This window comes from Mesorhizobium sp. WSM3860 (genome assembly GCF_002294995.1).
Taxonomy (GTDB): Bacteria; Pseudomonadota; Alphaproteobacteria; order Rhizobiales; family Rhizobiaceae; genus Mesorhizobium.
Map to the genome: position 1 here is coordinate 55,080 of NZ_NSGF01000010.1, position 26,717 is coordinate 81,796.

Consider the following 26,717-nt stretch of genomic DNA (forward strand, 5'->3'; position numbering starts at 1 on the left):
ACCGCTCGGCTCCTGTCAATTGGCGAGGTCGCCAAGCGTCGGTATCATGCAGGTCCAATGCATCATGCATCGCTGACTTGTGAGGTCACGCCTCACACTCTGAGGTACAGAGTAATCTTGCGAAAAAGGAGCATTGCCATGTCGATCCCCCGTGAGCAGGCAACGCTGTCGCTATCCGAAATCTCCGAGGCCGAGCGCCGCATGCGTCAGGCGCTCGACTACGGCCATGCCAGCGCTTTTTCTCATTGTCTGGGGCGTGGTCACCGGAGCGGCCATCGCGCTCACCCAGTTCCTGCCCGGCCAGGCGAATGAGATCTGGCTCGGCGGGGATGCCATAGGCATTGCGGCGTCTGTAGCAATAGCCCGCGATGCTGGCCGACGACAGCTTCGCGCTCGTCGCGACCCTCGGCTGCTCGCCGCGAGGCCGACAGCGCGAAGAGCGGCCCAGCTGCCATCAATGCGGCTTCCGAAAGGCCGAGCTCAGCCTGGGTGACAGCGAGAGGTCAAGCGCGGGCCGACTTTTTACCGAAGCACGCGGCAGCGGCCGTTATAAACCATCCAGCGGTCGAAGCCGGAGACGCAGAACTCGACATTGTCGCCGATCGAGGCGAAGCCCTGGCCTTCCTCGATCAGGTAGAAGATCGAGCGGTCGCGGCCGTCCGACAGGCTGACGGTGGCGCGGCAATAGTGCCGGCCGATCGGCCATCTCTCGCTCGACGGCAGATAGCGATGCTGGCGGATGTTATGGAAATCGGTGATCGCGACATCCGGCAGGTGCGGCACATGATGAACCTGATAGCTGAAGCGATCGGTGATCTTGCTCAGCACCCAGGCCTCGCCGCAGACGCTGCCGTCATCCTCGGTGTAAACGGCAAGATCGGCAGCCTGCGCTGCCTGGGTGAAACCAAGCGACGTGCCAAGCGGCGTCAGAAGCGAAATCAGCGCGGCAAGGGCGGAATGGGCGAAGCGAGTCATGACAGCCTCTCAAGGTCGGTTGCACGCACTGTGCGGATTCGCTTGGCGGCGGTCAAGCGGTTGTGAAGACAATGGTTTCCCAAATCATCGTTCCAGATGCGGACCGGCTGTCAGACGGTTCCCGCCACCAACAGTCCGCCGACGACGGCCAGGTTGATCAGAAAAGCGTTGCGCAGCACCTGCCGCTCCGGCTCCTCGCACTCCCAGAAGCGCAGCAGCATGACGTTCGTCGCCAGCGTGAACACAACAAGCGCGCCGGCGGCGAAAGGCACGGCAAGGCCGAGCGCGAGCATCAAGCCGGCGACGACCTCGAGCGCTGAGCCGGCGGGCAGCATGAGAGCGGGAGCCGGAAACTTCCGGCTCGCCAGATAGTCGCACATCGCCTTGAATTTCAGGAAGTGCTCGATGCCGGCGAAAACGAACACGCCGCCGATGAGAAGCGCGCCCATCGCCTGAACGGTGTCGATGGACATGTCGACCACCTCCAGGCTTCCGGCTCAATCCTTCGGGATGAAAGCGGGGTTGTAGACGACCTCCCAGAGATGATCGTCGGGATCCTGGAAATAGCCGGCATAGCCGCCCCAGAAGGACTTTTGCGCCGGCTTGGCCACGCGCGCGCCGGCCTTGACGGCCTCGGCCATCGCCGCGTCGACCTCGGCCTCGCTCGCCACATTGTGGCCGATGGTGAACTCGGTCGCACTGCGGCCGCTCTGCGGCACGGTAGCGTCGAGGGCGATGCTCGAGCGCTCGAAGATCGCGAATTTCAAGCCGCCGGCAAGCTCGAAGAAGGCGACGGCGCCGTGCTCGAACTCGCGGCCGATGATGCCTTCGGTGGGCAGGCCCAGGCCGTCGCGATAGAATTGAAGCGACGCCTCCAGATCGTCGACGCCAAGGGTGAAAACGGTGATGCGAGCTTTCATTTCTCTCACTCCTTTCTATATTCGTGACCAAATCCGCAACCGGATGCGGCGCAGTGAAGGCGCTGGACGCGCCAAAAGGCTGCATCTGTTTTGCCACGACGAAGGCAGCCGGCATTGAAGATTTCGGCCAAAATGGCCGAAGCCGATCCGTCAGAAGACGCCGAAGCAGATCGGAGAAGATATGGAAGCGGTGCTGGCGCAGACCACCGGCTTCTTTCGGGAACGGCCCGCCCCGCAAGGCCTGGCCGGCGCCTTCTCCGCGGTCTGGGTGCATCGCATGGCGAAGCAGGACGTCCCGCCAATCGTCATCACGCCGGACGCGACCATCGATCTGCAATGGATCGACGGTCGCTTCCGCGTGGCCGGACCGGACAAGGAGCCGCAGATCGAGCGACTTCCCTCCGGGTCGGTGATCATCGGCTTCCGCTTCCGGCCGGGCGCCGCCGCCGGCTGGCTCGGCGTGCCGGCCGGCGAAATCGTCGGCGGGCGGCTGAGCCTCCAAGACTTGTGGGGTAGGCGTGCCCGCGAACTGTCGGATCGCGTCAAGGCAGCGCCCGACCTCGCCGCCATGGTGCGGCAGCTGGAAAATGCCGTCGGCGCGCATACAGAGGGGCGCGATGCGCTCGATCCGCTGATGGGCAGAGCCTTCGAGCTCATTGATGAAGGCCCGCCGCCTGAAACGCCGCTGGTTCCCTTCCTGCAGCGCCACCTGCATATGAGCGAGCGGACGCTGCGCCGACGCTTCGAGGACGCTTTCGGCTATGGTCCGAAGTCCCTCGACCGCATCCTGCGCTTCCACCGCTTCCGGCGCCTGCAACGATGGCATAGCGATGCCTCGACCGCGCTGCTCGCCATCGAGGCCGGCTATGCCGACCAGGCGCATCTGATCCGCGAAAGCCGGCGGCTGACCGGCGTGACACCCTCGGCGCTGGCTTAGCTCAACCTTCGTCTGGCCCCGGTCTTACTCACCGGCCAGCCATTCGACCGTCCAGCGCGACGGCTGTTCGACGGCAAGCGCTCTATGCAAGGCCGGCAGCATCACCCGCAATTCGGCTTCCAGCGTGAAGGGCGGGTTCACCACCACAAGGCCGCTGCCGTCGAGGCTGGGGTCGCTCGAGGCAGGCCGGATCTCGAAGGCGATGTCGAGCAGTTTTGGAATGCCTGTCGCCTTCAGCGCCGCGCGGAAGGCGGCGACCGCCTTGCGATCCTTGATCGGATACCAGAGCGCGTAGATGCCGCCCGGCCAGCGCCGGTGCGCTCGGCGAAGGTTCTCGACGAGACGTTCGAACTCGCCATCCTCCTCGAAGGGCGGATCGACAAGCACGAGCCCGCGCTTTTCCTTCGGCGGCAGATGCGCGCCGAGCGCCAACCAGCCGTCGAGCTCGATCACCCTGGTCTGGAAGTCGCCGGCGAAGACGGCTTTGAGCCGCGCCGCGTCCTCGTGGTGCAACTCGATCGCCGTAAGCCGATCCTGCTTGCGCAGGAGATAGCGCACCATCAGCGGTGAGCCGGGATAGCGGCGGAGACCGCCGTCGGAATTTTCCAAGCGCACCGCTTCCAGATAGGGCTCAAGGAGCGCCGCCGTCCGAGGCTCGAGCGCGGCCTCGAACAGCCGGCCGATGCCGCCCTGCCATTCACCCGTCTTGCCGGCCTCCATCGAGGCGAGATCGTAGCGGCCGATGCCGGCATGGGTGTCGATGACGCGAAAGGCCTTGTCCTTCTGCTTGAGATACTCGACCAGCCGGCTGAGCACGGCGTGCTTGACGACATCGGCGAAATTGCCGGCGTGGTAGGCGTGGCGATAATTCATGCCGCCTTCACCTTTGCGAACCGCCGCGGCCCCAGCGCGGCGGCGGGGGTTGCGAGTTGGGGTTTTGCGGCGGCTTGTTGGCACGCCTAAAGACCAGCGAAAGCACCAGCCCTGCCAAGCCGACGCCCATCAGCGTGTAACCGGCCGGCTGCGCGCGTTCGTCGACCGAGCCGGTACCGGCACGCAAGATCAGGTCGACGGCACGCATGTCGATGCCGTCCGCATCGCCCAGACCGACGGTGAAGACGTAAGCACCCGGCGTGACCGTCTCGATCACGCCGGCCTCGTCGCGAAAGATCTTGTCGGGCAGTTGCGGGCTCACCTGGCGCGGATTGTCGGTGTGGTTGAAGGAGAGCGTCGAGGCGAGCGCCGTGCGGCCGCCGCTTGCCGCCGTCAGCGTCAGCACCGTGCGCTGCTGGGAGGCCACGCGCTCGGCCCGCGCGGTGAGATCGACCAGCACACGGACAGGCGCATCGCGCGCCGCGAGCGGTACGGTCGCCGGCCGGAAGCGGCCGCCCTCGTAGACGCGCCAGGTGCCAATCGCATGGCCGGAGAAATTGCTCATCGCCCAGGGATAGAAGACGCCGATGGCAGCGCCGGCGATGAGGACAAGAATCGAGAGGAAGCGCATTGAGACCCTGGTTACAGTTTCTTGCGGGCGCGACCGCCACTCTTGGCGGCCAGGTCCCGGGCAGCGTCGCGAATCCGCTCCATCTCGTCCAGAAACAACTCCAAGCCAAGCTCGAAAGTCTTGTCGAAACCGCTTGTGCCAAAATAAGCCGCGGCCGCCATGACACTGGGATAGTCGCGCGCCAATTCCTCGTCGCCGACCGTAGTAACCGCCGACGGCCCCTTGGCGTAGCCGGCGGTCTCGTCGAGGATCGCGCCCATCAGGTAATAACCGGCGGCGCGGAACAGACGGGCGCTGAGCTCAGGTCCGAAGCCGCCATCCTCGAACAGGCCGATGATGGCGTTCAGCTTGGCGAGGCAGGGCGGCGAGTTCATGCGATAGACGACGATGAACGGCGCGAAGGCCGGATGCTCCGTCGCCACGCGTCGGAATTCCTGCATGCCGATGCGCGCCCGCTCACGCCAGGGCAGGCTGTCATCGGGGATCACGAGCCCGCTCATCTGGCGATCGACCAGCGCCTCGTAAAGATGCGCCTGCGAAGGGAAGTGATGGTAGATGCTCATCGCCTCGCAGCCGAGCCTGGCAGCGAGCTTGCGCATCGAGAAGCCGGAGAGCCCTTCCCGCTCGATCACCTCAAAGGCCGCGTCTTCGATCATCTCGCGGGACAGTTTTCCGCGGGTTCGGATTTTCTTGCTCGGTGAGTCCATGGCGCCGCTTGACAACTTACACTGTAAGGTCACCTTACACCGTAAGGCTAACAAAGACCAGAGGAGAACACCATGCCTGTCATTCGCAGGATCTCAATCGCGTTCTTGCCTTCGTTCGCCTCGCTGCTCGCCGCCATCGCGTCGTCCAGTCCAACCTGCGCTGCTCCTGTGCTCCCCTTTTTGACGCATCTCAGAGTGGTAGCGATGCCGGGAGGCCATCTCGGCGTGCCGGACAGCACGGCTGCGGAGCCGTCGTCACAGGGGCCGCCTGCGCCGACCAATTCGGAAACGCGCTTCGCACATAGGGCGCACAGGCCCACCAGATATTCCTGTAGCGAGCTAAGATATACTTCGCAATTTTCTGGCGCGAAAGACCGGCCGCAAGAAACGCCAGAGCCCGAGAGACGGCCCCAGATGCGTTCCTTGTCCTTCACCTTGAAGGCTTCCGCCGCTCCCGCTCGAAGAGCTTTGCGTAGCGCGGGAAACCGGACCGGAACCGACCCCTTCTATGACGCGAAAGGTGCGCCTGCCTATGCTTACAGTTAACCAACCGCAAAAGAGTGAGGTTAATGAATCTCTAAATTAGTTGACTATGCTGCGCACAGGTATATCTTTCTATGCGTTGGGTGTGCAATTTGGGCGAGCAGTCCGCGGTGGTGGCAACCATGATCGTGGATCGCGACTTAGGGGCAAAGGGACGCTGAGCGGCAGCAAATAAAGCCGTACGGCAACGACCCCGCTTACTCAGAAAAAACACATCGTTTCTGGCGACTCCGCGCATGCGGAGGGATCGCCATGATTTCACCTGGTCGGGCAGCGCTGTTGTCCCGGCCCGGAACGATCGATGCGTGGGTGTGTGCGAGTATGAGGTCGCCATGGGTAGGGTCATCAAGGTTCTGAAGCTGGATACCAAGCCGGGACGCAGGCGTGCCGATCAAGGACGCGCGCTGGTCGCCGGCGGAGCAGGATTTCTAGGTTCGCATCTGTGCCAAAGGCTGCTTGCCGATGGATATGAAGTCATCGCGCTGGACAATTTCCACACTGGCAAGCGCTACAACCTGTCAGCGATAGCGCGTGACGCGTCTTTCACCTGCATCAGGCACGACATCGTCGAGGAGCTGCCGACGGACCTTGCTGTCGACGAGATCTACAATCTCGCCTGCCCCGCTTCTCCGCCGCATTATCAGGCCGATCCGATCCACACCTTCAAGACCAGCGTGCTCGGCTCGATCAACCTTCTGGAGCTCGCGCGGCGCCACAACGCCAAGATCTTCCAGGCCTCGACTTCGGAGGTCTATGGCGATCCGCTGGTGCATCCGCAGCCCGAAGGTTACTTCGGCAATGTCAACACGCACGGTCCGCGCTCCTGCTACGACGAGGGCAAGCGCTCGGCCGAGACGCTGTTCTTCGATTACTCCCGGACATACGGCATCGATGTCCGCGTCGCGCGCATCTTCAACACCTATGGCCCGCGCATGCGGCCCGACGACGGCCGCGTGGTGTCGAACTTCATCGTCCAGGCGCTGCGCGGCGACGACATCACCGTCTACGGCAGCGGCACGCAGACGCGCTCCTTCTGCTTCGTCGACGACCTGATCGAAGGCTTCGTGCGCCTGATGAATGCCGGCGTGGCCCCCCAGCACCCGGTCAATCTCGGCAACCCCGTCGAATTCACCGTCATGAAAATGGCCGAGCTGGTCATCGACTATACGAATTCACGCTCGTGCATCGTGCACAGGCCGTTGCCGGTCGACGACCCCAGGCAGCGCAAGCCCGATATCTCGTTTGCCAGGCAGCATCTCGGCTGGGAGCCGAAGGTTGCGCTGAGCGAAGGGCTCGCCCATACCACAGCCTATTTCGACGCCGTCCTGGGCGGCCGCCGGTTTATCGCCCCGCGCACGGTCCAGGCATCGACCGTCAGGGAGGCAACGGCATGATGACCCGCCGCCCCGTTCTGGTGACGGGTGGCGCCGGCTTCATCGGCAGCCATGCCTGCAAGCTGCTGTCGGCGGCGGGCTACCTGCCGGTGGTCTACGACAATTTGAGCCGCGGCAACGAGAAAGCCGTCGTCTGGGGGCCGCTGGTCGTCGGCGACATCCGCGACCGCGAAGCGTTGCAACGGGCGATCGACGCTCATAGACCACAGGCGATCATCCATTTCGCCGCCCTTGCCTATGTCGGCGAGTCGGTCAGCGCGCCGGCGGATTACTACGCGACCAATGTCGGCGGCACTATCGCCGTACTGGACGCCGCGCGGGCAAGCGGCATCGACAAGGTGATCTTTTCCTCGAGCTGCGCGACCTATGGCGTGCCGGAAGCATTGCCGGTGAGCGAGGCCTCCTCGCAGAAGCCGATCAGCCCCTATGGCCGCAGCAAGCTGATGGGCGAAGAAATTATCAGGGACTATGCCGCGGCCTATGGAACGAGATACGCGATCCTTCGCTACTTCAACGCCTGCGGCGCCGATCCCGAGGGCGAGCTTGGCGAGTGGCATACGCCCGAAACCCACCTCATTCCGCGGGTGCTGATGGCGGCCTCCGGCATGATCGAGGCGATCGAGGTCTTCGGCGCCGATTACGAGACGGCGGACGGCACATGCGTGCGCGACTACATCCACGTCAGCGACCTCGCCCGCGCGCATCTCATGGCGTTGATGCATCTCGAGGCCGGCGGCGTCAGCCTGTCCGTCAATCTCGGCACCGGCCGAGGCATCTCGATAAAGGAGATCCTCGAGGCCGTCGGCCGCATCACCGGCCGGCCGGTCCCGGTCGCCTACAAACCGCGCCGGCCCGGCGACCCGGCCGGGCTGTTCGCCGATCCCGGCCTCGCAGAACAGCAGTTGGGATTCGTGGCGGAACTTTCCGATATCGACACCATCGTCAGGACGGCAGCGCCCTTCTTCGGGCTGCGGCCGACCTTGAGGCCGAAGCCTTTCACCGCGTCCGCCGCCGTCTCGCGTGCGAAGCGCGCGCCGCGCGGCATGAGCGCCGCGGAAAAACGCCAGCCTGCACGGCTGGCCGTCGTCCCTGTGAGTAATGTGTCGGGGCGTGGGCTCGCTGAGCTGGGTTGAGGGCTTGTCTCAGCGAGCCTCTTAAATTTGATCGCCGGAACAATTTCGGGCGGAAAACTGCTGGAGCAATTCCAGGAAACAGATGCAGCGGTTTTCCGTCCGGAATGGCGTGAGTAAAGAGATAGAGCGGTTCGGCGTTTCCGTGAAACGGCGAGCCGCTCTGGGCATTTTCCTGGACTTGCGCCAGCAGCGACTAACTCTTGGGATCGACCAACTTGCGGGCCTTTTCGAAATCGACGCTCCTGGTATCGCCCGCCTGAATTTTCTTGAGCTCGTCGGCCGAATTGTCCGAAGCGTGCCTGAAGCTGTACCACCGGCCATCCGGATCCCTCCGTTGCTGGACGGTCCCGTTCAGGACGCGATGGCTGAAACAGGTGCGGATGGGCTGTGCCGTATAGGCCTCGGACCGCCAGACGAGCTCCATGCACATCTTGCCATCATTGCTGAGATGCCATGTGCCTTCAGCGAAGGACGTTGAACCAGGCTTGGATGTCCAGGCACGCATGCGCCTGTCCTGGGCGAAATAGGCGGCCCCGTCCTCCCAGTTCCAGGTGCGGTCGGCATAGAACAACTGCAACTCAAACGCCGTCGGCGTGGTGCTTGCTTGTGCCGCTGCCGGGGACCGAGCGCCGGCGGCGTGAGCAACGCCGGACAGCGTCACTCCGCAGAGGAGCAGAAGCATCAGGTCGGCGCGCCGCGCAGACCGACGGCACCTCACGCTCCGCGCTGGTCTGGACGGCAATATTTTTCGAACTGCAGGAATGATGAGCGATAACATGTCGACGACGCCTTTCGATCTGGCGTCACTACCCGGATTGGGTATTCGATCCCAATGCGCAGCTACCGCCCCCACATGATATTAACTGCCGCTCGAGGAATGGTGTCAACCTTCCCGTCGCAGCGAGGCAGGATCGTCCGCGGACGGTAATTGCGGCCGCGCCAAAGCTTGTGGATGAGCAAGCCGCTGGTCTATAGGATCGGCCGCTTATGATGGAGCAGAAACGTTGAACGGGCCGGCGACCACGGAAGGGCTCGCAATCTTGGCGCCTCGCCAAGCTATTGGAAACCGGCAAGGGAGCCGGCGACGTGGAGCGGCCCCCGGCCGTGCGGCCGATTTCGAAATCGAAGCAATTACCCGGAATGCGGCGGTCGGCGCCATTCGGAGAACTGGTTGAAAAGAGCATTCTCGATAATCGTCACCCTGGCGCTGCTGGCATGGCTTGCCGCAGACTCGCGCTGGAAGATGGTAGGCGACGCCTTCGCCAGCATCACGCCCGGCGCCTTCGCTGCGGTGACGCTGGCGCTGTTCGTCACTTATGTGCTGCGCGCGCTGCGGGTCTGCGACGAGTTCCGCGACGAGGTGAACGGCCGCTTCGGCGCCTGCCTGCGCGTCATCCTGATTCACAACGCCATGATCAACGTCGTGCCGTTCCGCGGCGGCGAGACCGCCTTCCCGCTGCTGTTGCGGCAGGTGTTCGGCATCTCGATCGTGCGCGCCGGCGCTTCGCTCCTGTGGTTCAGGCTGCAGGACGCCTTCGTCGTCGGCGTGCTTGCCTGCCTGGTGTGGCCCGGCCTTCACCCGGCGCTCAGGGCCGCAGGCATCGCGGCGCTGGTTGCCGCCGCCTGGTACCTGCCGCGCTGGGCACGCGCGCCGCATGACTGGGCCGGACGCGGCAGCATCGTGTCGAAGCTCGGCAAGCTGCGCGACATCTTCACCGAGGCCACGGGGCGCTCGCGCTACGGCTGGTGGTGGACAGTTGCCAACTGGATGCTGAAGCTTGCCGTGCAGGGATGGCTGCTCGCCATGCTGCTCGGCACCTCCTTTCAGACCGCCTTTCCCGGCGCCGTCGGTGCCGAGGCCGCCGCCATCCTGCCGGTGCAGGGCGTCGCCGGCTTCGGCACCTACGAGGCGGGCGCCGCGGCGGCGCTGCTCTATTCCGGCATCGCCATGAAGGACGGCCTGCAGGCGGCGCTGGCACTGCATCTGTTCATCCTCTGCTCGGCCGTTGCCACCGGTGCGATCGCCTGGCTATTTCCCTCGAAATCGACGCTGCCGGAAAACCCGGCCGCGGGACCCGCAAGGAAATGATCGCCATGGACATGCTTCCCATCCCTCAGTCGGGGCTGCCTGCCGGCGCCGTCATGCCCGAGCACCAGCTTTCCATCGTCATCCCGATGTATAACGAGGCCGACAACGTCGAGCCGCTGATCGTGCGCATCCACCAGGCGATGGAGAATTACAGCCAACCCTGGGAAGTGGTGCTGGTGGACGACGGCAGCACCGACGCCACGCCGAACGAAATTCGCCGCCTGGCGGCCGAATACGGTGCGCATGTGCACGCCGTGGAGCTGGTGCGCAACTTCAAGCAGACGGCGGCCATGCAGGCAGGCCTCGACGCTGCCCGCGGCGATGTCATCGCGACGCTCGACGGCGACCTGCAGAACGATCCGTTCGACATACCGCGCATGGTCTATCGCCTGCTGACCGAGGACCTCGACCTCGTCGCCGGCTGGCGCAAGAACCGCCAGGAGGGTTTCTGGATGCGCCGGCTACCGTCACGGATCGCCAACTCGCTGATCGCGCGCGTCACCGGGGTGCGTCTGAAGGACTATGGCTGCAGCCTCAAAGTGTTCCGCGGCAGCGTCATCCGCAGCGTCAGGCTCTATGGCGAAATGCACCGCTTCATCCCGGCCTGGCTGGCGACGGTGACGACGCCGCGCCGTATCGCCCAGGAAGTGGTCACGCATCACGCCCGCATCCACGGCCAGTCGAAATACGGCATCTCGCGCACTTTCCGCGTGGTGCTCGACCTCGTCTTCATGTTCTTCTTCATGCGCTACCGCACGAGGCCCGGCCATTTCTTCGGCGGCATCGGCATCGTGTTCGGCGTGCTGGGCTCGCTGATCCTCACCTACCTGTTCAGCTTGAAGGTGTTTTTCGGACAGGACATTGGAACGCGCCCGATGTTGTTCACCGGCTTCTTCCTGGTCATCGCCGGCCTGCAGATGGTAACGTCGGGCGTGCTCGCCGAAATGCTGTCGCGCGTCTATCTCGAGGCGAATGTTTCGCTCGCCTATGTGGCGCGCCCGCAGCCCGCGCCTGGCGAAGGCGATGGCTGGCGTTGGCCGAGCCCGCCGGCGCAAGCCAAGAAAGCCCCGAGACGGAAATGATCCCGCCCCTGCCCTCATTCGAGGTCCGCGCATGACCATCCTTGTGACCGGAGCCGCCGGCTTCATCGGCAGCCATGTCTGCCAGCGCCTGCTCGCCCGCGGCGACTCCGTTGTCGGCGTCGACAGCATGAACGCCTACTATGACCCGGCATTGAAGGCGGCACGGCTCGCCAGGCTTTCCGGCCGGAGCGGATTTTCGTTCCTCCAGCTCGACATAGCCGAGCCGGGCGCGCTGGCAGCGAAGCTCGAGGGAACGCTGCTGAGCGGCATCGTGCATCTCGGCGCCCAGGCGGGCGTGCGCTATTCGCTCGAAAATCCGCGCGCCTATATCCACGCCAACATCGCCGGCCATCTCGAGGTGCTGGAGCTCTGCCGTGCATCGCCCGAGATCACGCATCTGGTCTATGCCTCGTCGAGCTCGGTCTATGGCGGCAACACCAAGGTGCCGTTCGTGGAAACCGACCGCGTCGACAATCCGGTGTCGATCTACGCGGCGACCAAGAAGGCGGACGAGCTGATCAGCTCGACCTATTCGCATCTCTTCGGGCTGCCGCAGACCGGCTTGCGCTTCTTCACCGTCTATGGCCCCTGGGGACGACCGGACATGGCGGCCTGGATCTTCACCGAGGCGATGCTCTCCGGCAAGCCGATCCGCGTCTTCAACCATGGCGAGATGTGGCGCGATTTCACCTATGTCGACGACATCGTCGACGGCGTGATCGCGGTTCTCGACAAGCCGCCGGCGGCCGGCGGCGAGCGCCACCGGATCTACAACATCGGCAACAGCCAGCCGGTGCATCTCGGCCGCTTCATCGAGACGCTGGAAGGGCTGCTCGGCGTTGAGGCGATCCGTGAGGATCTTCCCATGCAGCCCGGCGATGTCGAGAAAACCTATGCCGACACAAGCGCGCTGGAGCGCGACATCGGCTTCAAGCCGAAAGTGCCGATCGAGGAAGGACTGGCGAAATTCGTCGACTGGTACCGGCGGGAATGGCGGCCGGACGGCAAGCGGTAAGGCGAAGCGCTGCCACCGATGCCCTGCCCTAACTGCATCCTTCGATAAAAGGGCCGCTGACCCATAGCGAGCCATTGGTATACATGGCGGTTCCGCTGTCGTCGGTGTAGCCATGGGATTGCTCGTCGACGTGCAGCTTGCTGTTGGGCACAGGCTGCCCGTTCACTTTGATGCTCCTGATGAAAAGGTTGCGATCGCCGGGCCGGCCGTCTCCGGCCCGCTGGTCGTTGACATAGCGAATTTCGATCGTCTTTGGATTGAGCCCGCCGCTGAGGTCGATGTGGAACGGTTGCGCCTCGACGGCCGCCTCCGTCAGTTCCGCCACGCGCTGCTCGCCTGTCGAGGCCTTGCTCTCCTTACCCTGGACGGCGATCTCGCCAAGGCGCTTGGCGCCGGCGAAGACGTCGAAGCGAGGCTGACCCTGGTAATCGGTGCCGGCCGCGTCGATCTCCACGCTTGTGGCTGTGCAGTGCCCCGCGTCGTTCTCCGCGGCAGCGACCAGCTCGCTTACGCGCCGCCTCTGCAGCAGTCGATAGCGCATTCATGGGCCCGCCCATCTGACGCATCAGCCGAAAGCGTACAGATCGTCCGTCGAGACTGCCCTGAAATAGGTCACGAATTCCCAGTAATTCTCGATGCGGTCGACGAAAGGCCGCTGCGGCGGCTTAAGGATCTCGGTCTCGAAGTTGTCCAGTCGCTGGGAACCGCCGAGATAGGCAATGATTGCATTGCCAACGAGTGGATCGCCGATGTCGCTATAGTGGATCGGGAAATACGGCTGTCGGGTCTCGAACAGCACGGATCTGATCTTTGCGCGAAACAGATTCAGCTCGCGCAGAAACGCGTTGAAACGGTCTATGTCGAAATGCACCTTCTTTCTGGGGCTGTCGGCTGCGAACGGATCGGTGGCATGGACTATCCATACTCCGGATGCTTCCGCTTCGAGCAGCGAGACGAAGGACGCGATCGGATTCCTGACAAGCCAGAGCTTCTTGACGCTTTCATCTTCCAGCACGGGGAGTATGGCCGCGCGCGTCTGGTCGGGAAATATGTGAAAACCGACGAAGCGAGCCGACGGATCGTCGAAAATGCGCGCGATGAACTGCTCCGGCTCGGCATCTCGCAAATCGACCCGATCGCGCGGCAGATCGATTTTCTCGTGGTAGTCATGGCGCAAGCCGACAAAGCTCGGATTGAAGATTTCGCCGTGCAGGACCATCCCGTCATATTGGTTGAGATGGCGATTGAGCGCTTGAGAGCCGGTTCGTGGTGAAGCGATCAGCACAAAGTTCTGGCAAGACTGCATTCGTACCAGGCCCAATCATGTCATGCCCGAAAAATACACCAATGATCTTTCGGTTCAATTGCGCACCGCTGCAAGAATCGGCAACGGCGAGCGCCGTGAAGCACCCGCCGTCGTGATTGCTCCAGCGCCAGTCGGAGGATCAACCGCCACGCAGGCGCGTTGGGCTGAGACTCGCGATAGTACCCCGTTCCGTTGGACAAGTCGGCAGGAAGCGGCTCGCATCCGCGTATCTCATGGTCGCGACGGAGTTCGTCAGCCCACCGCGCTTGGCGATCCACCCGCGAACCCAGCCGGGATAGTTCTTCATCATGAAATTCGCGGCCACCTGATTGCCCCGCGCGCCGGCGCCATAGGGCAAATGGAAGCCGAACGATGCGTTGCGCGTGACGCACATCTTGCTCTTGGGCATCGACAGATAGAGGGTGCAGGCCGAATCGCACGCGCCATCAAACCGCACGAAGCCGCCACTGCGCCGCATCTTCAAGGCACGGATAGCGTAGTCGATCACATAGCCGCCGCGGTCGCCGCTGATCGTCTTGACGTAGCTCTTGCCGAGATTCATGCGCGGACGCAGCAATTGGTCTGCCGAGCTCGTCGAGATCATCGCGCCCGTCAAGGCGAGCGCAGCGATAAACTTCATTATCGTTTTCATTTGCGCCTCCTGCTATGCCGTGAACGGTTAGCCGGGAGGCGTAAACATTGGTTATGCTGCGTCGATAAACTTGTAACAGTTGCCTGATTGTACAGTCTTTTTAGGAGCCGCTTGATTGCCTTGGTTTATCAAAGGCGCAGAAGGATGATCACTGAAAAGTAAATCCGGCGCGACTAGAAGGCAGGATAGCGAAAGGCGTTGTTAGCCGAATTGGGTTAAGGGAAGCTGCAATGGCCGGAAGCAAGCTGAAGCCGTTGGGGCCGGGTGGTGAACGTCGCCGCATCTGCGTGGCCGCGCAAGCGATCCGCCGCGACGCCGACATTGACGACTCGACGATGCCCGACGAACTTGCCAGGCTCTTCGCTGAAAACGGAGACGACGTCACGCTGTTGTGGGTTGCCGGCCGGGACGTGCCATCCACGGAGGAGGTGGCGGCCCGCCGGGCGGAGTTCGAGGCCGCCTCGGTCAAACTGGAGGTTCTCGACCGGTCCGACCAGCTGCTTCCCTCGCTGGCGACGCCCGAAAGCCGCTCCGCTGCGCTGCTGCATCATCTCGAACGGTCCAGTTACGATCTGGTCTACGCGCCCCTCGAGGGCGGATTGGCGTACTACACGCTGCTGGCGGCAGAAACCGCGGCCACTGCGCTCCCGCCGGTCGTTGTCTTCGCCCACGCTCCGGAGGAGTGGGTGCATGAGGCCGACAAGAGCTTTATGGCAAGCACCGAGGCGATCTCCATCGCCTATATGGAAAAATATTGCGCCGAGACCGCCGACAGGACGATCTGTGCGTCTGCCGCGCTGCGCAAGTGGATGCTGTCGAAAGGCTGGAAGGTCCGCAGGGCGGCAGTGATGCCGATGGTGCCGTTGTCGGCCGGCATCGGGCCGGCCGCCGCGCTGCCGACGCCCGACCGCGGAGACGCGCGCGAGATCGCCGTCTTGTCCGCGGCGCGCTTTCGCTATGGCCCGACGCTGCTTTGCGATGCGCTCGACATCCTCGCGCAATCGGCGCCCGAAGCGCTGACCGTCACCGCGTTCGGTCCATTCGGCAAGATCATGGGCGAGCACAGCGGCGGACTGCTTTTGCGCCGCGCCGAGAAATGGCCGTTCAAATTCAAGCTTTTGCCGGCTGCGGAGCCCAGTGCGAAGCTCGACTATGTCGAGCGCCACGGCGCCCTGGCGGTCATACCCTCGCTCGCCGCGTCGACCGGCGCCGCCGTCGCGACATTGATTGCGGCAGGGCTGCCATTCGTGGCCACCAATGTCGGCGCGAATGCCGAGACATGGGACCCGGAGGCGAGGCAACCTCAATTGGCCGAGCCCGAAGCGGGCCAGTTGGCCCGATCGCTCCTGGCCGCGCTTGACGAGCCGCCACGGCCGCAACGCATCGACCTGCTTGGCCGGTGCAGGCAGGCCTGGCTGGACACGCGCGACACGCCGCCGTCGGCGCGGAGCAAACGCAAGCAGGCCTCGACATCGCCGCTGGTGTCGATCGTCATGGCGCATCGCAACCGGCCACTCTTTCTGAAGCAGGCGATCGCGGCGATCGAGGCACAGACCTATGACCGGCTGGAACTGGTGCTTGTCGATGACGGCAGCGACGAGGATCAGGCGAAGCGACTGCTGGACGCGCTGGAGCCGACGTTCCGTCAACGCGGATGGCGGATTTTGCGCCGGCCGCACAAACACCTTGGCGCCGCGCGAAATGCCGGCGTTCGCGCCGCGCGCGGCGAGCTCATCCTGTTCGTGGACGACGACAATGCGCTTTTTCCGGAAGCCGTCGAGCATTTCGTCCGCGCCATGGCGGCATCCGGCGCCGATATCTGCACTGCCTTCCAACTGATCTTCTATGAGGATTTCGTTCCCGCGGACCGGGCCGACGGATTGATCCAGTATCTGCCGCTCGGCGGCCCCGACGCGCTCGGCCTGATCCACAATGTCTACGGCGACGCCAATGCGATGGTGCGCCGCGAGGTTTTCTCGCAGATCGGCTTTCTGATCGAGGAACCAGGTTATGCCATGCACGACTGGGAATTCTTTGCGCGAGCTTCGCTTGCCGGATTGAAGGTCCGGCTAATTCCGAAGCCGCTCTATTGGTACCGCTCGAAACCGGACGGGATGTTCCGGACCTCGAACTGGTACGACAATCGCTGCCCCCTCATAGAGGCGTTCGGGTCGCAGCATTTCGACGGCGCCCGGCTGCTTTATCAGTTGGCCATCGCCCAGAACACGGCGCGGTCTGAAATCGACAGCGCGCGCGAAAACCTGAGATACGTTCCCGCCTATCGAGAGTATCTCGAACTCTGCGATCTCGAACCGAACAGCGCTGCGGCCATCGAGAAACTTGCTGCTATCGCCGCATCGGCGGGTCGCCCCGATACCGCTGCGATCCTGCTTGAACGGGGGCCCGCCAAGACTGGTGAAGATGCTTCCGACGAGGTTGACGGGGCCGGCGGTTCGCACAGCCTCGCCTATCAAGCGCTAAGGAGCGCCAGGCTTCTCACGTCGCGCGCCTCGGATCTCCCATTGCTTCTCGTGGCGCGGGATGGCGGGGGGATATTCCTGCGCCCGCACGCGGAAGGCTCAGTCGCCGCATCGCTCGATCATCAATTCCCGCCGTTCTTCCGCGGGCTCGAGGCAACAGTCGAAGTCGCGCATGCCGACGCACCGGCAATCGACTTCGGCCTGGCCCTCGCCCGCCCCGATCAGAGGATAGACTGGCAGCGGGATCTCGCGGCACAGACGATCGTCTTTTCGGGCTGGATGACCGTGCGGGAAAAGTTCGCGCGCCACCGCCTGGTGACGACGCTTCGCGTGCGGCGCAAGATGCCGCTATCGATCATTCTTGCGGTGCGTTTCGCGGGACTTCCCAATGGTTTTCCAACCAACGCATTCTTCCGAGAACTGACCCTTATCAGCGATTGAATGCGGTTCGAGAGACCGGCGCGACCGCGCTTGAGGTCAACGGCGTCTTCCCCTCGAACAGGACCCCGGTGACATGTTGTTATGGTTGACAAATTGCTAACATGCTAATACTATCAAGTGGCTATGGGGTGTGTACAGGACGGGGTATGTTATGCGTAAGGTCCAATCGTTACTTTTGGGTGGGCTTAGCCTGCTTGGGTTGAGTGTCGCATTTTCCAACGCGGCGCAGGCGCAGATCGAAGTTGCTCCCATCAAGGAAGCCGAGCTCGCCTGCGAGCAGGCTCTCAAGATCGGCACCATCGAGGCGCTCGAGGATTACCTTCACCGCTATCCGAACGCGCCGACGGCTTGCAAAGCGCTGGCTCTCAACAGCCTGTCGCAGTTTGCCGGGGACGGTGGGAACGGCAATGGCGGGGATGGCGGCGGCCGCTACGGCGGATAGTTGCCGGCCGCATTTTCCGCTCAATAGATCGTCAGATCAGGTGGCCGCGGTTTCGTGCAACCGCGGCCTGCCCGTCGCGACGAATTCGGCGTAGCGATCCGAGGTTTTCATCCAGCCGAGTTCCACGAGCTGGGCAGTGTCGCCGCGATAGCGGATGGACCGGTCGTTGCGAAGCGAGAGTTTCGGATTGCGCTCCAAGGCCTCCATATAGGCGGCGCGCTCTTCGAGCGTCTTTTCCTTCAGTTGCGCGTTCTCGCCTAGAGAGGATGCCGATTTCTGCTGGAAGCCCCAAACAAATTTGAAGTGCAGCAGCGCGACGCGGAGTTCGCTGAACCGCACCTTGCTGATAGTGTGCTGCGCCGCGTGATAGTGTGTGTCCCTGCTCCACCGCACGATCGGCACCTTGGTCAGGCACGGTGGAAAGGTCTGCTTGAAGCGGCCGCGCCAGAAGACGCGCTCGCGCACCCCGCCGAACATTTGCTCGGGAGGATAAAGTCCATCCCGCGCGCGCAACCACCCTGGCTCCGGATCGAAATAGGGGGAAGCATCCACGAGAGGGATGCTGCCGTCGTAGCTGCACTCTGCCAACGGGCCGTCGGCGTACATGTCGATCATGGATCCGATCACAGCTTCGGCGCCGGTCGACTCGAGATAGGTGAGAAGCCGGCGCAGGCTCACCCGCTCGAGATCGGGATAGACGAGAAGCTCGTCGGCATCGACGGACAGACACCAGTGGCCGGAACCGAACACGCGCATCAATGTGTTGATCCATCGCGGCGGAGTGATGTTCTCGGCGAAATGCGACCCCTCCGTGTGGAAACAATGGCTGTCCGGCTGCTCCAGGACCAGTTCTCTCGTCCCGTCCGTCGAGCCGTTGTCCAGAAAGAAGAACCGGTCGACTCCGAGCCTTCGATAATGTTCGAGAAGATGCGGCAGCAACGTCCTCTCGTTGCGCAGTGCAACGAAGCACAGAATCTCGTCCTTGCGCACGTCAAGCGGCCTATGGTCCAGCCGCTCAAGGTGTTTTGGAGGTCGATGGGCAAGCATGCGGACGCCAATCAAATGCGGTTTGCGCGAGGAGCCTGGGCAGGCTTTCGATGATTATCCCCGTCAGACAATTATCAAAGTGTTATCCACCTGTCGGCGAGACTGCTGCGGCTGAGGATCGAGGGGGACCGATTGAAGATTGGTTCGAAGACGGGCGCCATCTCTACGCCTAAGCGGCAGTCAAGCCACAAACCCCGCAGGGTGTGTGTCGTTTCCGAAGTCGAGTTCGGCTCGACAGTGACCGCTGATCCAGGGTCGGCGACGTATGCGCTGGCCCAGCACCTGGCGAAAATCGGCGACACCGTCACGCTGCTATGGGTGCCGAGCCCGCTCGGCAGCCAGCCCGACGAGCAGGAAATCGACAGGCTCGCCAAATGGAGCTTCGATAATTTCCTGGTGCGGCTCGAACTGCTGCCGCGGTCACCCGAATTGCTGCGTGGCCTGGAGTCCAGCGACAAGAATTCCGTAGCCGTCTACCACTACCTCAAGCAGAATCCCTTCGATGTCGTCTATTTCGCGCTTGAAGGCGGGCTGGCGCATTTCCCCACCGTCGCCAAGCGCACGGGTGTCTTTGCCGACCCTCCGATCCTCGTGGTGCTCGCGCATGAGCCGCTCATGTGGGATCTGGAGGCTAACGCCAGGGCGATCGAACGCAAGGAGCAGATGACCGTCGCCCATATGGAGAGGACCTCCGCCGAGACCTGCGACCATCTTGTGGTCACCGGCCAGTCCCTGCTCGACTGGATGACGAAGGCGGGGTGGAGACCGCCGGCCAGCCACCACATCGCGACGCCGCTGGAGCCTGAGGAGTGGCGTTCGAACTTCGCCGTCGATCATTACCGGCCCCGGGAAAAGCCGGCCGCCGAGGTGGTTCATTTCTCAGGCACCGAGACGCGAAGCGGACTGACGCTGTTTTGCGACGCACTGGATCGCCTGGCCGAGAATGGCGTGACGGACCTGGCCGTGACGATCGTCGGCGCCTTTGATCATGTGCTCGGCGAGCATTCGGGCGGCATGATCCTGCGGCGCGCCCGGCAGTGGCCGTTCAAGCTGAAGCTGCTGCCCATCCGGGACGAGCCCGAGATATTTCGTTATCTGCGGCAAAGCCATGCGCTGGTGGCAATCACGCACTCGGCCGCGCAGCTCCCGCTGGATGTGGTGACGTGCCTTGACGAGGAGATCCCCTTCGTCACGACGGACGTCGGCAGCATACGCGGGCTGCTTCAGCCGGAATCCGCCGAGGCGGTCATGATGCAGGCATCCCCTTCGGCGATCGCGGCCAAGATCCAATCTGTGTTCGAGAGCCGATCGTTCGGTCCGGCAAAGCCGTTGCTTGACCGGGAAGCGCGCGAGAAGGCCTGGAGCAAACTGCACGCCAAACTATGCCGGCATCCGGCCAAAGCCGACGGCCCAAGCCGGAACCGCAACCGACCGCCGCTCGTATCCATAATCACGGCGCACTACAATCGGGCGCGCCTGTTGCCGCAGGCGATTGCATCGGTCCGGCGCCAGGACTACCCCAATATCGAACTGATCGTCGTCGATGACGGCAGCACGGATCCGGACGCAATTCGGCTGCTCAACGCGATCGAGCCCGGGTTCGAGCAGCGCGGCTGGCGGATCATCCGGCAGAAGAACGGCTTCCTCGGCAAGGCGCGCAATACCGGTATTCGCGCCGCCAAGGGGTCCTTGATCCTGTTCCTGGACGACGACAACGCCCTCTTCCCCAACGCGGTCAGCACGTTGGTGACCGGCATGCAAAAAGCCGGTGCCGATATCTGCACGACTTTCGCCAAGTGGCTCAACGAGCCTTTCGTGCCGCCGGACACCAAGAGCGGCTATATGCTCTACTTTCCGGTCGGCGGTCCGCCGGACATCGCGCTGATCACCAATCCATACGGTGATGCCAATGCGATGTTCCGGCGCGAAGTGTTCGACAAGATTGGCTACCTCAACGAGGAGCGCGGCTTTTCGGCGAGCGATTGGGAATTCTTCCTGCGCGCCGATCTCGCGGGTCTGGAAATCGTCACCGTGCCGGAGCCGCTGTACTGGTACCGGTCTTCGCCGGCCGGGATGAACCGCAATGCCGAGTGGCTGAGGAACCGCCGGCCGATCATCGATGTGTTTCGAAAGTACAAGTTCGCGCACACCGACATGTTCGTGCAGCTCGGCATCAGCTCGAACACTGCCGATCATGAGAAGGACCTCAACCTCTGGAACCTTGAACTGCGCGTCAAGGACGAGCGGTATCTGCGGCTGAGCGCAGCTTCCCCCAACTCCGCGGACGCAGTGCAGTTGCTGGCCGAGATTGCGGCGCGAGAAGGCAGGGCCGACACGGCCATTTCGCTGCTCGCCCACGCCGGACGGTCCGACTTCACGCTGGGCGTCGTCGAACTGCTCAACGCCGCCGCCGAAGAAACCGTGCCGGAACTCCATTCCTCCCTGTACAGCGAACGCTACCTCCCGGTCGAAGCCCTGCGCCGCGCCCATGTCGGCTCGCATCCGGCTGCCGAAGCGGATCTCTTGAGCTATGTCGAGCAATCGCCGGACCAGCTGTTTGTCCAGGCCAGCGCCGGCACCGTCTCAATGGCGCTGCTGAAGGGCGTCTGTCCGGCGGGAACGATCAGCGCGAGCTGCTGGGTCTATCTCGACGAGGCACTGACGGGGCCGGCGCAGTTTCAGATCGCCATCGTGGACGCGGAAAACCAGACCTTCGACCAGCTCGCCCGGCTCCTCGAGGATGGCGGGAACGGTTGGGCCGATGTCAGCCGCCCGCACGAACCACGCGAGATCGCGACGGGCGTCAATTCGCCTGCTCCCGGCAGACGCGACCTGCTGCTCGCGGTCAGATGCGGCGGCAATCGGCCGGACGCACGGGTGCTCGGAGGCTTTTCAAGCATTCAGGTCCGAAATGTGGTTTCGACCGGCGGGAAGCACCCGCGTCTCAACGCGCCGCAAGAGCGTCAGCGCATGCGGCGGCTGACCGGCGAGGAGCTGAAGCGCGCAGCGCTTGTAACGAACTATCCGTCCGAGTTGCCGGCATTGCTGGTCGCCGGGGACAATGGCGGCATCTTCTTGCGGCCGAGCATCCATGGCCCGGTTGTCGCCGCCCTCAATTCGACTTTCCCAACCTTTGCCCGCAGTGTCATCGCCTCAGTGGAGATCGCCCACGAGGATGCCTCGCCGTTCGAGTTCGCCATGGCGCTGGGCCGGCCGGAAGAAAAACTGGTCTGGAAAAACGACGCGCCGGTCGGCGCCCTGGCGTTCTCTGGATGGACGCGGATTTCGAAGCCATTCGAGTTGCACGATTTGAAGGTTTCCGTCCGTGAGATCGACCGCAAATGGCTGACCATCTATCTGGCCATCAAACTGCCGCGCGGTTCGAAGCCGATGCCGTCCAACGCCTTCTGGCGCAAATTGCTACTCGTGTGGGACTGAAGGGCGGGAGCCCGCCATCGCGCGAACGTGACCTTCAGGGGTGCGAATCACGGGGGCGAAGTGCGATAAGAACAGATCGGGTCAGTGTGGAAGGGGGCCAAAGAAATGAAAAGTATTGTCGGCCTTGTCCTGGGTCTTTTCATCATTCCCCTCAGCGCGGCATTTTTCACAGCCGCCGCCCAGGAGCGCGACGTCGGGCCGAAGTGCACCCAGTGGAACTCGTACCGCGTCCTGTTCAAAAAGGGCGACGGCAAGATTTCCGACGAAACCGCGAAAGGGCTGGCGGCATTCGTCAAGGACGCCGGTCGCGATTGCGGCTACCGGCTCTACGCGACGGCCAGCAAGGAAGGCGCGTACGACAAGGCGGACAGCATTGCCGGCCAAAGGCTGAACGCCACAAGCGCGTTTTTGAAAGCGCAGGGCGTCAAGCCCGAAATGGTGCTGGCGCTTTCTCATTGGGTCGACGATAGCGCCACCGATAAGAACCAGGCGCGGAGCGCTATCCTGTACACCTTGCCGAAGCAAGGGATCTCCTGCCGGCAGTATGAAAAGCGAAGCCCGGTCCAGGTCGCCCTCTTCTTCGACAGCAGATCCTCGATGATTTCACCCCCGGTCAAACGCGACCTCGAGAAATTCGCCGCCAGCATCAAAGACACGCGTTGCAACGTGGAACTGACGGCGTTGGCCGCCAAGGAAATCACGGGCGCCAATGCGGCAAAGGCGAACAAGAATCTCGCCAAACAGCGGGTCAAGGCAATCATGGACATTCTGAGCGCGGCCGGTATCGACAGCGACCGCCTCATCGACACGAATGTTGAGTATGTCGGCGACAAGAAGCCGAATACAGCCAAAAACCGCATGGCCACCGCATCGCTGATGTAGCGCGCCTGCCGCCGTCGAATGTGACGACTTTGAAAAGCCACCCGTGCCCGGAGGGGAAGTGTCCGTTGAGCAGATCAAGAAGACTTTCTTCGTGGTCAAAGTGCATATCGCCGGCCAAATCCACCGACAGGTGAAGGACCTTCCACCCGGCACGAAAATCAACAAGGTGACGATAAGCGGCGGCTGACCAGCCTCACGCCTTGCGCTCCCAGCGGCGGTCGGGCGTCTGCTGCCAGTAGGTCACCGCGTGGCCGGCTTCCTTCATCGTCTTCCAGTGGCTGCGCGCGCTTTCGAGCTGCGCCGCGTCATGTCCGTCGAACAGGAAGACGGCGCGCTCGTAGCCGGAGAGTTCGGGCGGCGCGGCGCCATCGACCAGGAAACGGATCTGGGCAGCGTTGGGGTTACCCTCGCCGGTGGTGAGCAGGATAGGCTGCTCGGCCGGATGGGCTTCGCGGTCTGTGGCATGCGCGAGGAAAGAGTCGTCGCGAAACGTCCACAGATGCTGGTCGAGCGCGTCGCGCCTCTCCTCGGTGCCGGTCTGCACGACCGCGCGCCAGCCGCGCTCGACGCTGCGCTCGAGCAGGCCCGGCAGGGCTTCCTCAAGCGTCGATTCCGTCAGGTGGTAGAACAGGATGTCGGCCATCCCCGAAGCCTATCCTTCGTAGTGATCGCGCACCAGCCTATCGAGCAGCCGCACGCCGAAGCCGGAACCCCAGGACTGGTTGATCTCGCTCGCCGGCGCGCCCATCGCGGTGCCAGCGATGTCGAGATGCGCCCAGGGCGTGTTCTTGACGAAACGCTGCAGGAACTGCGCGGCGATGATGGCGCCGCCATAGCGGCCGCCGATGTTCTTCATGTCGGCATTCTTGGAATCGATCAGCTTGTCGTATTCGGCGCCAAGCGGCATGCGCCACAGCCGCTCCTGCGTCGCCTGGCCGGCGCCGAAAAGCCTGCCGGCCAGCTCGTCATTGTTGGAAAACAGGCCGGCATAATGCTGGCCAAGCGCGACCATGATGGCGCCGGTCAGCGTCGCCAGATTGACCATGAATTTCGGCTTGAAGCGATCGTTGGTGTACCAGAGCGCGTCGGCGAGCACCAAGCGGCCTTCGGCGTCGGTGTTCAAGACCTCGATCGTCTGGCCCGACATCGAGGTGACGATGTCGCCCGGGCGTTGCGCATGGCCGTCGACGGCATTCTCGACCAGGCCGATGACGCCGACGATATTGGCCTTGGCCTTGCGGGCGGCCAGCGCGCGGATAAGCCCGGTGACCGCGGCGGCACCGCCCATGTCGCCCTTCATGTCCTCCATGCCGGAGGCCGGCTTCATCGAATTGCCGCCGGTGTCGAAGGTTACGCCCTTGCCGATGAAGGCGATCGGCGCGTCCTTGGCCTTGCCGCCCTTCCATTGCATGACGGCCATGCGGGCGCCGCGCGGCGAGCCCTGCGCGACGCCAAGCAGCGAGCCCATGCCGAGCTTCTTCATCTCCTTCTCGGTGAGGATCTCAACCTCGACGCCGAGGCCTTCCAGTTCCTTCGCGCGAGCGGCGAACTCGACCGGACCGAGCGTATTGGCCGGCTCGTTGACGAGATCGCGCGCAAGCAGCACGCCGTCGATGACGGCCTCTTCCCCGGCGAAGGCCTTCTTGGCGGCGGAAGGGTCGGCGCAGTGGATGGTTATCTTGGCCGGCTTTGCGGATTCGGCCTTTTTGCTCTCCGCCCCCTTGGCGTCGGTTTGGCCTTCTTCCTTGTCCTTCCTGGTCTTGTATTTGTCGAAGCCGTAGCTGCGCAGGAGGATGCCGGCGGCAAGGTGCGCCGCCTGCCTGCCGTCCGGCTGGAGGTCCGGAAGATCGAGGATGACAGCGACTTCCACAGCCTTGCGCAGCGCGGCGGCAACCGCGCCGCCGAGCTTCAGCCAGGCGTAGTCGTCGAGGCCCGCGACCTTGCCGGCGCCGACCGCCACCAGCCGGTCGACAGAGGTCCCTTCCGGCGCCAGCACTTCTACCGAGCTCGCGAACTTGCCGGAGAAATCGGCGACCGGAAACGCGCGCGCCAATGCGCCAGCCGGGTCACAAGCCTTCGCGGCCTCGCCAAGGCCGCCGCCGTCGGTCGCAAGCACGAAGACGCTGCCTTTCTTGGGCGCGGCGAATTTGGCGAAGGCAATCGAAGGTCTCGAAGTCATCAGATCCTGCTTTCGGGGTGAGGCGCCGCGAACCGGCTTTCAAGTGTGCGCGACATTTGGTCGTTTTCGGCCATTTGGCAAGACTTTGGCCGAAATCGCTGTCTATATCGGCGCCGAAACCAACCAAGGATTCGTCGCGGCCGAACGCAAGCTTCATGCCGCAACCTATTGTTAACCATCAATGTTTCGCATTTCTTATTCATTGACGCGGAGACTCCGCCGCGCCGGGCGCGTGGCATGGAGAGGACAAACCAGATGAGCCGCCTATGGACCCGGTTGTGCAGGCGTCGGCGGATGACTACCTTGTCGGCGGGCATGATGCCGTTCGGCACAATCGAGAAAAGCCTTCATGAAGGTCGTTGAACGCTACATCATGCGTCGCGCTACCGCGATGTTCCTGGCGGCGCTGGCGTGGACTCTGGCGATCGTGTGGACGACGCAGGTGCTCGCCAAGATCGACCTCGTCACCGACAGCGGTCAGTCGGCGCTGACCTTCTTCGAAGTCGCGGCGCTGATCATCCCCTCGATCGTCCCGATCGTGGTGCCGTTCGCGCTGGTGGTCGCGGTGGCGCAGACGCTGAGCGCCATGAACACGGATTCGGAGCTGGCGGTGATCAACGCCGCCGGCGCCTCGCGTTGGGCGATCGCGCGGCCGATCCTTCTGCTGGCGCTGGCGGCCAGCGTCTTTTCCTTTGCCGTCGATAACGGCGTCGATCCCTATGCCAGGCAGAAGAACCGGCAGCTGGTGGCGGCCTCGCGCGCCGACCTTCTGTCGCTGATCATCCAGGAAGGCACCTTCCGCAAAATCGACGACGGCCTGTTCTTGCAGATCGGCGAACGGCTCCCCGACAACAAGCTCGGCGGCATCTTCGTCGCCGATTCGCGCGAGGAAGGCGCCAACCTCACCTATTACGCAAAGACCGGCAGCATCGTCGAAAAAGGCGACGAGAAGGTGCTGATGATGAATGACGGCGTCATCAACCGCAAATCGGCGACCGGTGACCTTTCCGTCATCCGTTTCACCTCCTACGCCTTCGACCTATCGGCCTTCATGTCGGCGGCGAACGAGATCACGCTGCTGCCCAAGGACCGGACGACGCCATACCTGCTCGACCCGGATCCCAACGACAAGATGTACCAGCGCAATCCGGGCAGCTATACGGCCGAGGTCAACCAGCGCTTCTCCGAATGGTCCTATTCGCTGGTCTTCGCGCTGATCGCGCTTGCGGTCGCAGGCGATGCGCGCTCGCACCGCGAGGCGCGCATCCATCCGCTGATCACGGCAATCGCAATCGCCCTTTTCGTCCGCTGGCTTGGCTTCTTCGCCGCCGGCAAGGCCGACAAGGTCTGGTACTACGCCTATATGGTCTACGCCGTTCCGATCGTGGCGTCGGGGGTCTCCGCCTGGTTCATCGTCTCGTCGCGGAGCATGGAACTGCCCGCCGCCTGGGCCGACTGGATGACGAATCTCGCCGGCCGCGTCAGCGAGGGCTGGACGGCGCTCAAGCTGTGGCTCGCCCGGCGCGGCACCTCCGGCCAGGGAGCCTGACG

At 63.4% G+C, this 26,717-nt stretch carries 25 protein-coding genes; 12 read left to right on the plus strand and 13 right to left on the minus strand.

The window, feature by feature from the left end; translation table 11 throughout:
- Nucleotides 1–522 precede the first annotated feature (522 nt).
- The 3 genes from CK220_RS17420 to CK220_RS17430 form a co-directional block, all read right to left on the minus strand.
- A complete protein-coding gene (locus tag CK220_RS17420; RefSeq protein WP_095812712.1) occupies nucleotides 523–975 on the minus strand; it encodes a hypothetical protein in 453 nt (150 codons plus the stop codon).
- Between the two features lie 110 nt (nucleotides 976–1,085).
- The gene (locus CK220_RS17425; protein WP_095812833.1) at nucleotides 1,086–1,448 is read right to left on the minus strand and encodes a DoxX family protein; all 363 of its coding nucleotides are present in this window, start codon (nucleotides 1,446–1,448) and stop codon (nucleotides 1,086–1,088) included.
- A gap of 24 nt (nucleotides 1,449–1,472) precedes the next feature.
- The gene (locus CK220_RS17430) at nucleotides 1,473–1,895 is read right to left on the minus strand and encodes a VOC family protein (RefSeq protein ID WP_095812713.1); all 423 of its coding nucleotides are present in this window, start codon (nucleotides 1,893–1,895) and stop codon (nucleotides 1,473–1,475) included.
- 181 nt (nucleotides 1,896–2,076) lie between these two features.
- Between CK220_RS17430 and CK220_RS17435 the strand changes: the two genes are divergently transcribed.
- On the plus strand, nucleotides 2,077–2,832 hold the full coding sequence (locus CK220_RS17435; RefSeq protein WP_095812714.1) for a helix-turn-helix domain-containing protein: 756 nt from the start codon (nucleotides 2,077–2,079) through the stop codon (nucleotides 2,830–2,832).
- A gap of 24 nt (nucleotides 2,833–2,856) precedes the next feature.
- On the opposite strand, the gene CK220_RS17440 is transcribed toward CK220_RS17435, so the two are convergent.
- From CK220_RS17440 to CK220_RS17450, 3 genes are read right to left on the minus strand one after another with little or no spacing between them, the layout of a single operon-like run.
- Nucleotides 2,857–3,705, minus strand: coding sequence for a 23S rRNA (adenine(2030)-N(6))-methyltransferase RlmJ (locus CK220_RS17440; RefSeq protein WP_095812715.1), 849 nt, complete (start codon nucleotides 3,703–3,705; stop codon nucleotides 2,857–2,859).
- Nucleotides 3,706–3,712: 7 nt separating this feature from the next.
- Nucleotides 3,713–4,336, minus strand: a complete 624-nt coding sequence (locus tag CK220_RS17445; protein ID WP_095812716.1) for a hypothetical protein — start codon at nucleotides 4,334–4,336, stop codon at nucleotides 3,713–3,715.
- A gap of 11 nt (nucleotides 4,337–4,347) precedes the next feature.
- Nucleotides 4,348–4,992 (minus strand): TetR/AcrR family transcriptional regulator, encoded by a 645-nt coding sequence (locus CK220_RS17450; protein ID WP_245429248.1) that lies wholly within the window; start codon nucleotides 4,990–4,992, stop codon nucleotides 4,348–4,350.
- A 926-nt stretch (nucleotides 4,993–5,918) separates the two neighbouring features.
- Here CK220_RS17450 and CK220_RS17460 point away from each other — a divergent pair.
- Together CK220_RS17460 and galE are read left to right on the plus strand one after the other, a co-directional pair.
- Nucleotides 5,919–6,980 carry a UDP-glucuronic acid decarboxylase family protein gene (locus tag CK220_RS17460; protein WP_095812719.1) on the plus strand — a complete coding sequence of 354 codons (1,062 nt, stop codon included), beginning with the start codon at nucleotides 5,919–5,921 and terminating at the stop codon, nucleotides 6,978–6,980.
- Entirely contained in the window at nucleotides 6,980–8,113 is a 1,134-nt protein-coding gene (gene galE / locus CK220_RS17465) for a UDP-glucose 4-epimerase GalE (RefSeq protein WP_095812834.1), read from the plus strand. Before CK220_RS17460 ends, galE begins: the two co-directional genes overlap by 1 nt.
- A 193-nt stretch (nucleotides 8,114–8,306) precedes the next feature.
- Here galE and CK220_RS17470 read toward each other — a convergent pair whose 3' ends face one another.
- The gene (locus CK220_RS17470; RefSeq protein ID WP_245429250.1) at nucleotides 8,307–8,795 is read right to left on the minus strand and encodes a DUF995 domain-containing protein; all 489 of its coding nucleotides are present in this window, start codon (nucleotides 8,793–8,795) and stop codon (nucleotides 8,307–8,309) included.
- A gap of 489 nt (nucleotides 8,796–9,284) precedes the next feature.
- Here CK220_RS17470 and CK220_RS17475 point away from each other — a divergent pair, with 489 nt between their 5' ends.
- Genes CK220_RS17475 through CK220_RS17485 form a run of 3 tightly spaced genes read left to right on the plus strand, consistent with a single transcriptional unit; the run spans nucleotide 9,285 to nucleotide 12,299 of the window.
- The gene (locus CK220_RS17475) at nucleotides 9,285–10,202 is read left to right on the plus strand and encodes a lysylphosphatidylglycerol synthase domain-containing protein (RefSeq protein WP_095812720.1); all 918 of its coding nucleotides are present in this window, start codon (nucleotides 9,285–9,287) and stop codon (nucleotides 10,200–10,202) included.
- 5 nt (nucleotides 10,203–10,207) lie between these two features.
- A complete protein-coding gene (locus tag CK220_RS17480) occupies nucleotides 10,208–11,284 on the plus strand; it encodes a glycosyltransferase family 2 protein (RefSeq protein ID WP_095812836.1) in 1,077 nt (358 codons plus the stop codon).
- A gap of 31 nt (nucleotides 11,285–11,315) precedes the next feature.
- Nucleotides 11,316–12,299: an NAD-dependent epimerase/dehydratase family protein gene (locus CK220_RS17485; protein WP_095812721.1), complete on the plus strand. Its 984-nt coding sequence runs from the start codon at nucleotides 11,316–11,318 to the stop codon at nucleotides 12,297–12,299.
- A 28-nt stretch (nucleotides 12,300–12,327) separates the two neighbouring features.
- Here the strand turns inward: CK220_RS17485 and CK220_RS17490 are convergent, their stop codons facing one another.
- From CK220_RS17490 to CK220_RS17500, 3 genes are all read right to left on the minus strand, one after another.
- Nucleotides 12,328–12,753: a carbohydrate-binding domain-containing protein gene (locus tag CK220_RS17490; protein ID WP_176479117.1), complete on the minus strand. Its 426-nt coding sequence runs from the start codon at nucleotides 12,751–12,753 to the stop codon at nucleotides 12,328–12,330.
- Between the two features lie 111 nt (nucleotides 12,754–12,864).
- Nucleotides 12,865–13,605 (minus strand): sulfotransferase domain-containing protein, encoded by a 741-nt coding sequence (locus CK220_RS17495; protein WP_095812723.1) that lies wholly within the window; start codon nucleotides 13,603–13,605, stop codon nucleotides 12,865–12,867.
- Nucleotides 13,606–13,744: 139 nt separating this feature from the next.
- Nucleotides 13,745–14,209, minus strand: a complete 465-nt coding sequence (locus CK220_RS17500) for a hypothetical protein (protein ID WP_245429252.1) — start codon at nucleotides 14,207–14,209, stop codon at nucleotides 13,745–13,747.
- A gap of 278 nt (nucleotides 14,210–14,487) precedes the next feature.
- Between CK220_RS17500 and CK220_RS17505 the strand changes: the two genes are divergently transcribed.
- The gene (locus tag CK220_RS17505; protein WP_095812725.1) at nucleotides 14,488–17,178 is read left to right on the plus strand and encodes a DUF6212 domain-containing protein; all 2,691 of its coding nucleotides are present in this window, start codon (nucleotides 14,488–14,490) and stop codon (nucleotides 17,176–17,178) included.
- A 151-nt stretch (nucleotides 17,179–17,329) separates the two neighbouring features.
- On the plus strand, nucleotides 17,330–17,620 hold the full coding sequence (locus tag CK220_RS17510) for a hypothetical protein (protein ID WP_141245157.1): 291 nt from the start codon (nucleotides 17,330–17,332) through the stop codon (nucleotides 17,618–17,620).
- Between the two features lie 36 nt (nucleotides 17,621–17,656).
- Here CK220_RS17510 and CK220_RS17515 read toward each other — a convergent pair whose 3' ends face one another.
- Complete coding sequence (locus tag CK220_RS17515; RefSeq protein WP_176479118.1) at nucleotides 17,657–18,610, minus strand: glycosyltransferase family 2 protein; 954 nt, start codon at nucleotides 18,608–18,610, stop codon at nucleotides 17,657–17,659.
- A 294-nt stretch (nucleotides 18,611–18,904) separates the two neighbouring features.
- Between CK220_RS17515 and CK220_RS17520 the strand changes: the two genes are divergently transcribed.
- From CK220_RS17520 to CK220_RS32800, 3 genes are all read left to right on the plus strand, one after another.
- Entirely contained in the window at nucleotides 18,905–22,105 is a 3,201-nt protein-coding gene (locus tag CK220_RS17520) for a DUF6212 domain-containing protein (RefSeq protein WP_141245158.1), read from the plus strand.
- Between the two features lie 84 nt (nucleotides 22,106–22,189).
- On the plus strand, nucleotides 22,190–22,987 hold the full coding sequence (locus CK220_RS17525) for an OmpA family protein (RefSeq protein ID WP_141245159.1): 798 nt from the start codon (nucleotides 22,190–22,192) through the stop codon (nucleotides 22,985–22,987).
- Between the two features lie 58 nt (nucleotides 22,988–23,045).
- On the plus strand, nucleotides 23,046–23,174 hold the full coding sequence (locus CK220_RS32800; RefSeq protein WP_280952734.1) for a hypothetical protein: 129 nt from the start codon (nucleotides 23,046–23,048) through the stop codon (nucleotides 23,172–23,174).
- A gap of 6 nt (nucleotides 23,175–23,180) precedes the next feature.
- Here CK220_RS32800 and CK220_RS17530 read toward each other — a convergent pair whose 3' ends face one another.
- Both CK220_RS17530 and CK220_RS17535 read right to left on the minus strand, forming a co-directional pair.
- Entirely contained in the window at nucleotides 23,181–23,630 is a 450-nt protein-coding gene (locus CK220_RS17530) for a DNA polymerase III subunit chi (protein ID WP_095812730.1), read from the minus strand.
- 9 nt (nucleotides 23,631–23,639) lie between these two features.
- Nucleotides 23,640–25,166, minus strand: coding sequence for a leucyl aminopeptidase (locus tag CK220_RS17535; protein WP_095812731.1), 1,527 nt, complete (start codon nucleotides 25,164–25,166; stop codon nucleotides 23,640–23,642).
- Nucleotides 25,167–25,515: 349 nt separating this feature from the next.
- Here CK220_RS17535 and lptF point away from each other — a divergent pair, with 349 nt between their 5' ends.
- Nucleotides 25,516–26,715, plus strand: a complete 1,200-nt coding sequence (gene lptF / locus CK220_RS17540) for an LPS export ABC transporter permease LptF (protein ID WP_095812732.1) — start codon at nucleotides 25,516–25,518, stop codon at nucleotides 26,713–26,715.
- The last annotated feature ends 2 nt before the right edge of the window (nucleotides 26,716–26,717 follow it).

What these genes read in the sequence shown, in the direction of transcription:
- CK220_RS17420 (WP_095812712.1), bottom strand. Translation starts at nt 975, where the DNA reads ATGACTCGCTTCGCCCATTCCGCCCTTGCCGCGCTGATTTCGCTTCTG.
- CK220_RS17425 (WP_095812833.1), bottom strand. Translation starts at nt 1,448, where the DNA reads ATGTCCATCGACACCGTTCAGGCGATGGGCGCGCTTCTCATCGGCGGC.
- CK220_RS17430 (WP_095812713.1), bottom strand. Translation starts at nt 1,895, where the DNA reads ATGAAAGCTCGCATCACCGTTTTCACCCTTGGCGTCGACGATCTGGAG.
- CK220_RS17435 (WP_095812714.1), top strand. Translation starts at nt 2,077, where the DNA reads ATGGAAGCGGTGCTGGCGCAGACCACCGGCTTCTTTCGGGAACGGCCC.
- CK220_RS17440 (WP_095812715.1), bottom strand. Translation starts at nt 3,705, where the DNA reads ATGAATTATCGCCACGCCTACCACGCCGGCAATTTCGCCGATGTCGTC.
- CK220_RS17445 (WP_095812716.1), bottom strand. Translation starts at nt 4,336, where the DNA reads ATGCGCTTCCTCTCGATTCTTGTCCTCATCGCCGGCGCTGCCATCGGC.
- CK220_RS17450 (WP_245429248.1), bottom strand. Translation starts at nt 4,992, where the DNA reads ATGATCGAAGACGCGGCCTTTGAGGTGATCGAGCGGGAAGGGCTCTCC.
- CK220_RS17460 (WP_095812719.1), top strand. Translation starts at nt 5,919, where the DNA reads ATGGGTAGGGTCATCAAGGTTCTGAAGCTGGATACCAAGCCGGGACGC.
- galE (WP_095812834.1), top strand. Translation starts at nt 6,980, where the DNA reads ATGACCCGCCGCCCCGTTCTGGTGACGGGTGGCGCCGGCTTCATCGGC.
- CK220_RS17470 (WP_245429250.1), bottom strand. Translation starts at nt 8,795, where the DNA reads ATGCTTCTGCTCCTCTGCGGAGTGACGCTGTCCGGCGTTGCTCACGCC.
- CK220_RS17480 (WP_095812836.1), top strand. Translation starts at nt 10,208, where the DNA reads ATGGACATGCTTCCCATCCCTCAGTCGGGGCTGCCTGCCGGCGCCGTC.
- CK220_RS17485 (WP_095812721.1), top strand. Translation starts at nt 11,316, where the DNA reads ATGACCATCCTTGTGACCGGAGCCGCCGGCTTCATCGGCAGCCATGTC.
- CK220_RS17495 (WP_095812723.1), bottom strand. Translation starts at nt 13,605, where the DNA reads ATGCAGTCTTGCCAGAACTTTGTGCTGATCGCTTCACCACGAACCGGC.
- CK220_RS17500 (WP_245429252.1), bottom strand. Translation starts at nt 14,209, where the DNA reads ATGATCTCGACGAGCTCGGCAGACCAATTGCTGCGTCCGCGCATGAAT.
- CK220_RS17505 (WP_095812725.1), top strand. Translation starts at nt 14,488, where the DNA reads ATGGCCGGAAGCAAGCTGAAGCCGTTGGGGCCGGGTGGTGAACGTCGC.
- CK220_RS17510 (WP_141245157.1), top strand. Translation starts at nt 17,330, where the DNA reads ATGCGTAAGGTCCAATCGTTACTTTTGGGTGGGCTTAGCCTGCTTGGG.
- CK220_RS17530 (WP_095812730.1), bottom strand. Translation starts at nt 23,630, where the DNA reads ATGGCCGACATCCTGTTCTACCACCTGACGGAATCGACGCTTGAGGAA.
- CK220_RS17535 (WP_095812731.1), bottom strand. Translation starts at nt 25,166, where the DNA reads ATGACTTCGAGACCTTCGATTGCCTTCGCCAAATTCGCCGCGCCCAAG.
- lptF (WP_095812732.1), top strand. Translation starts at nt 25,516, where the DNA reads ATGAAGGTCGTTGAACGCTACATCATGCGTCGCGCTACCGCGATGTTC.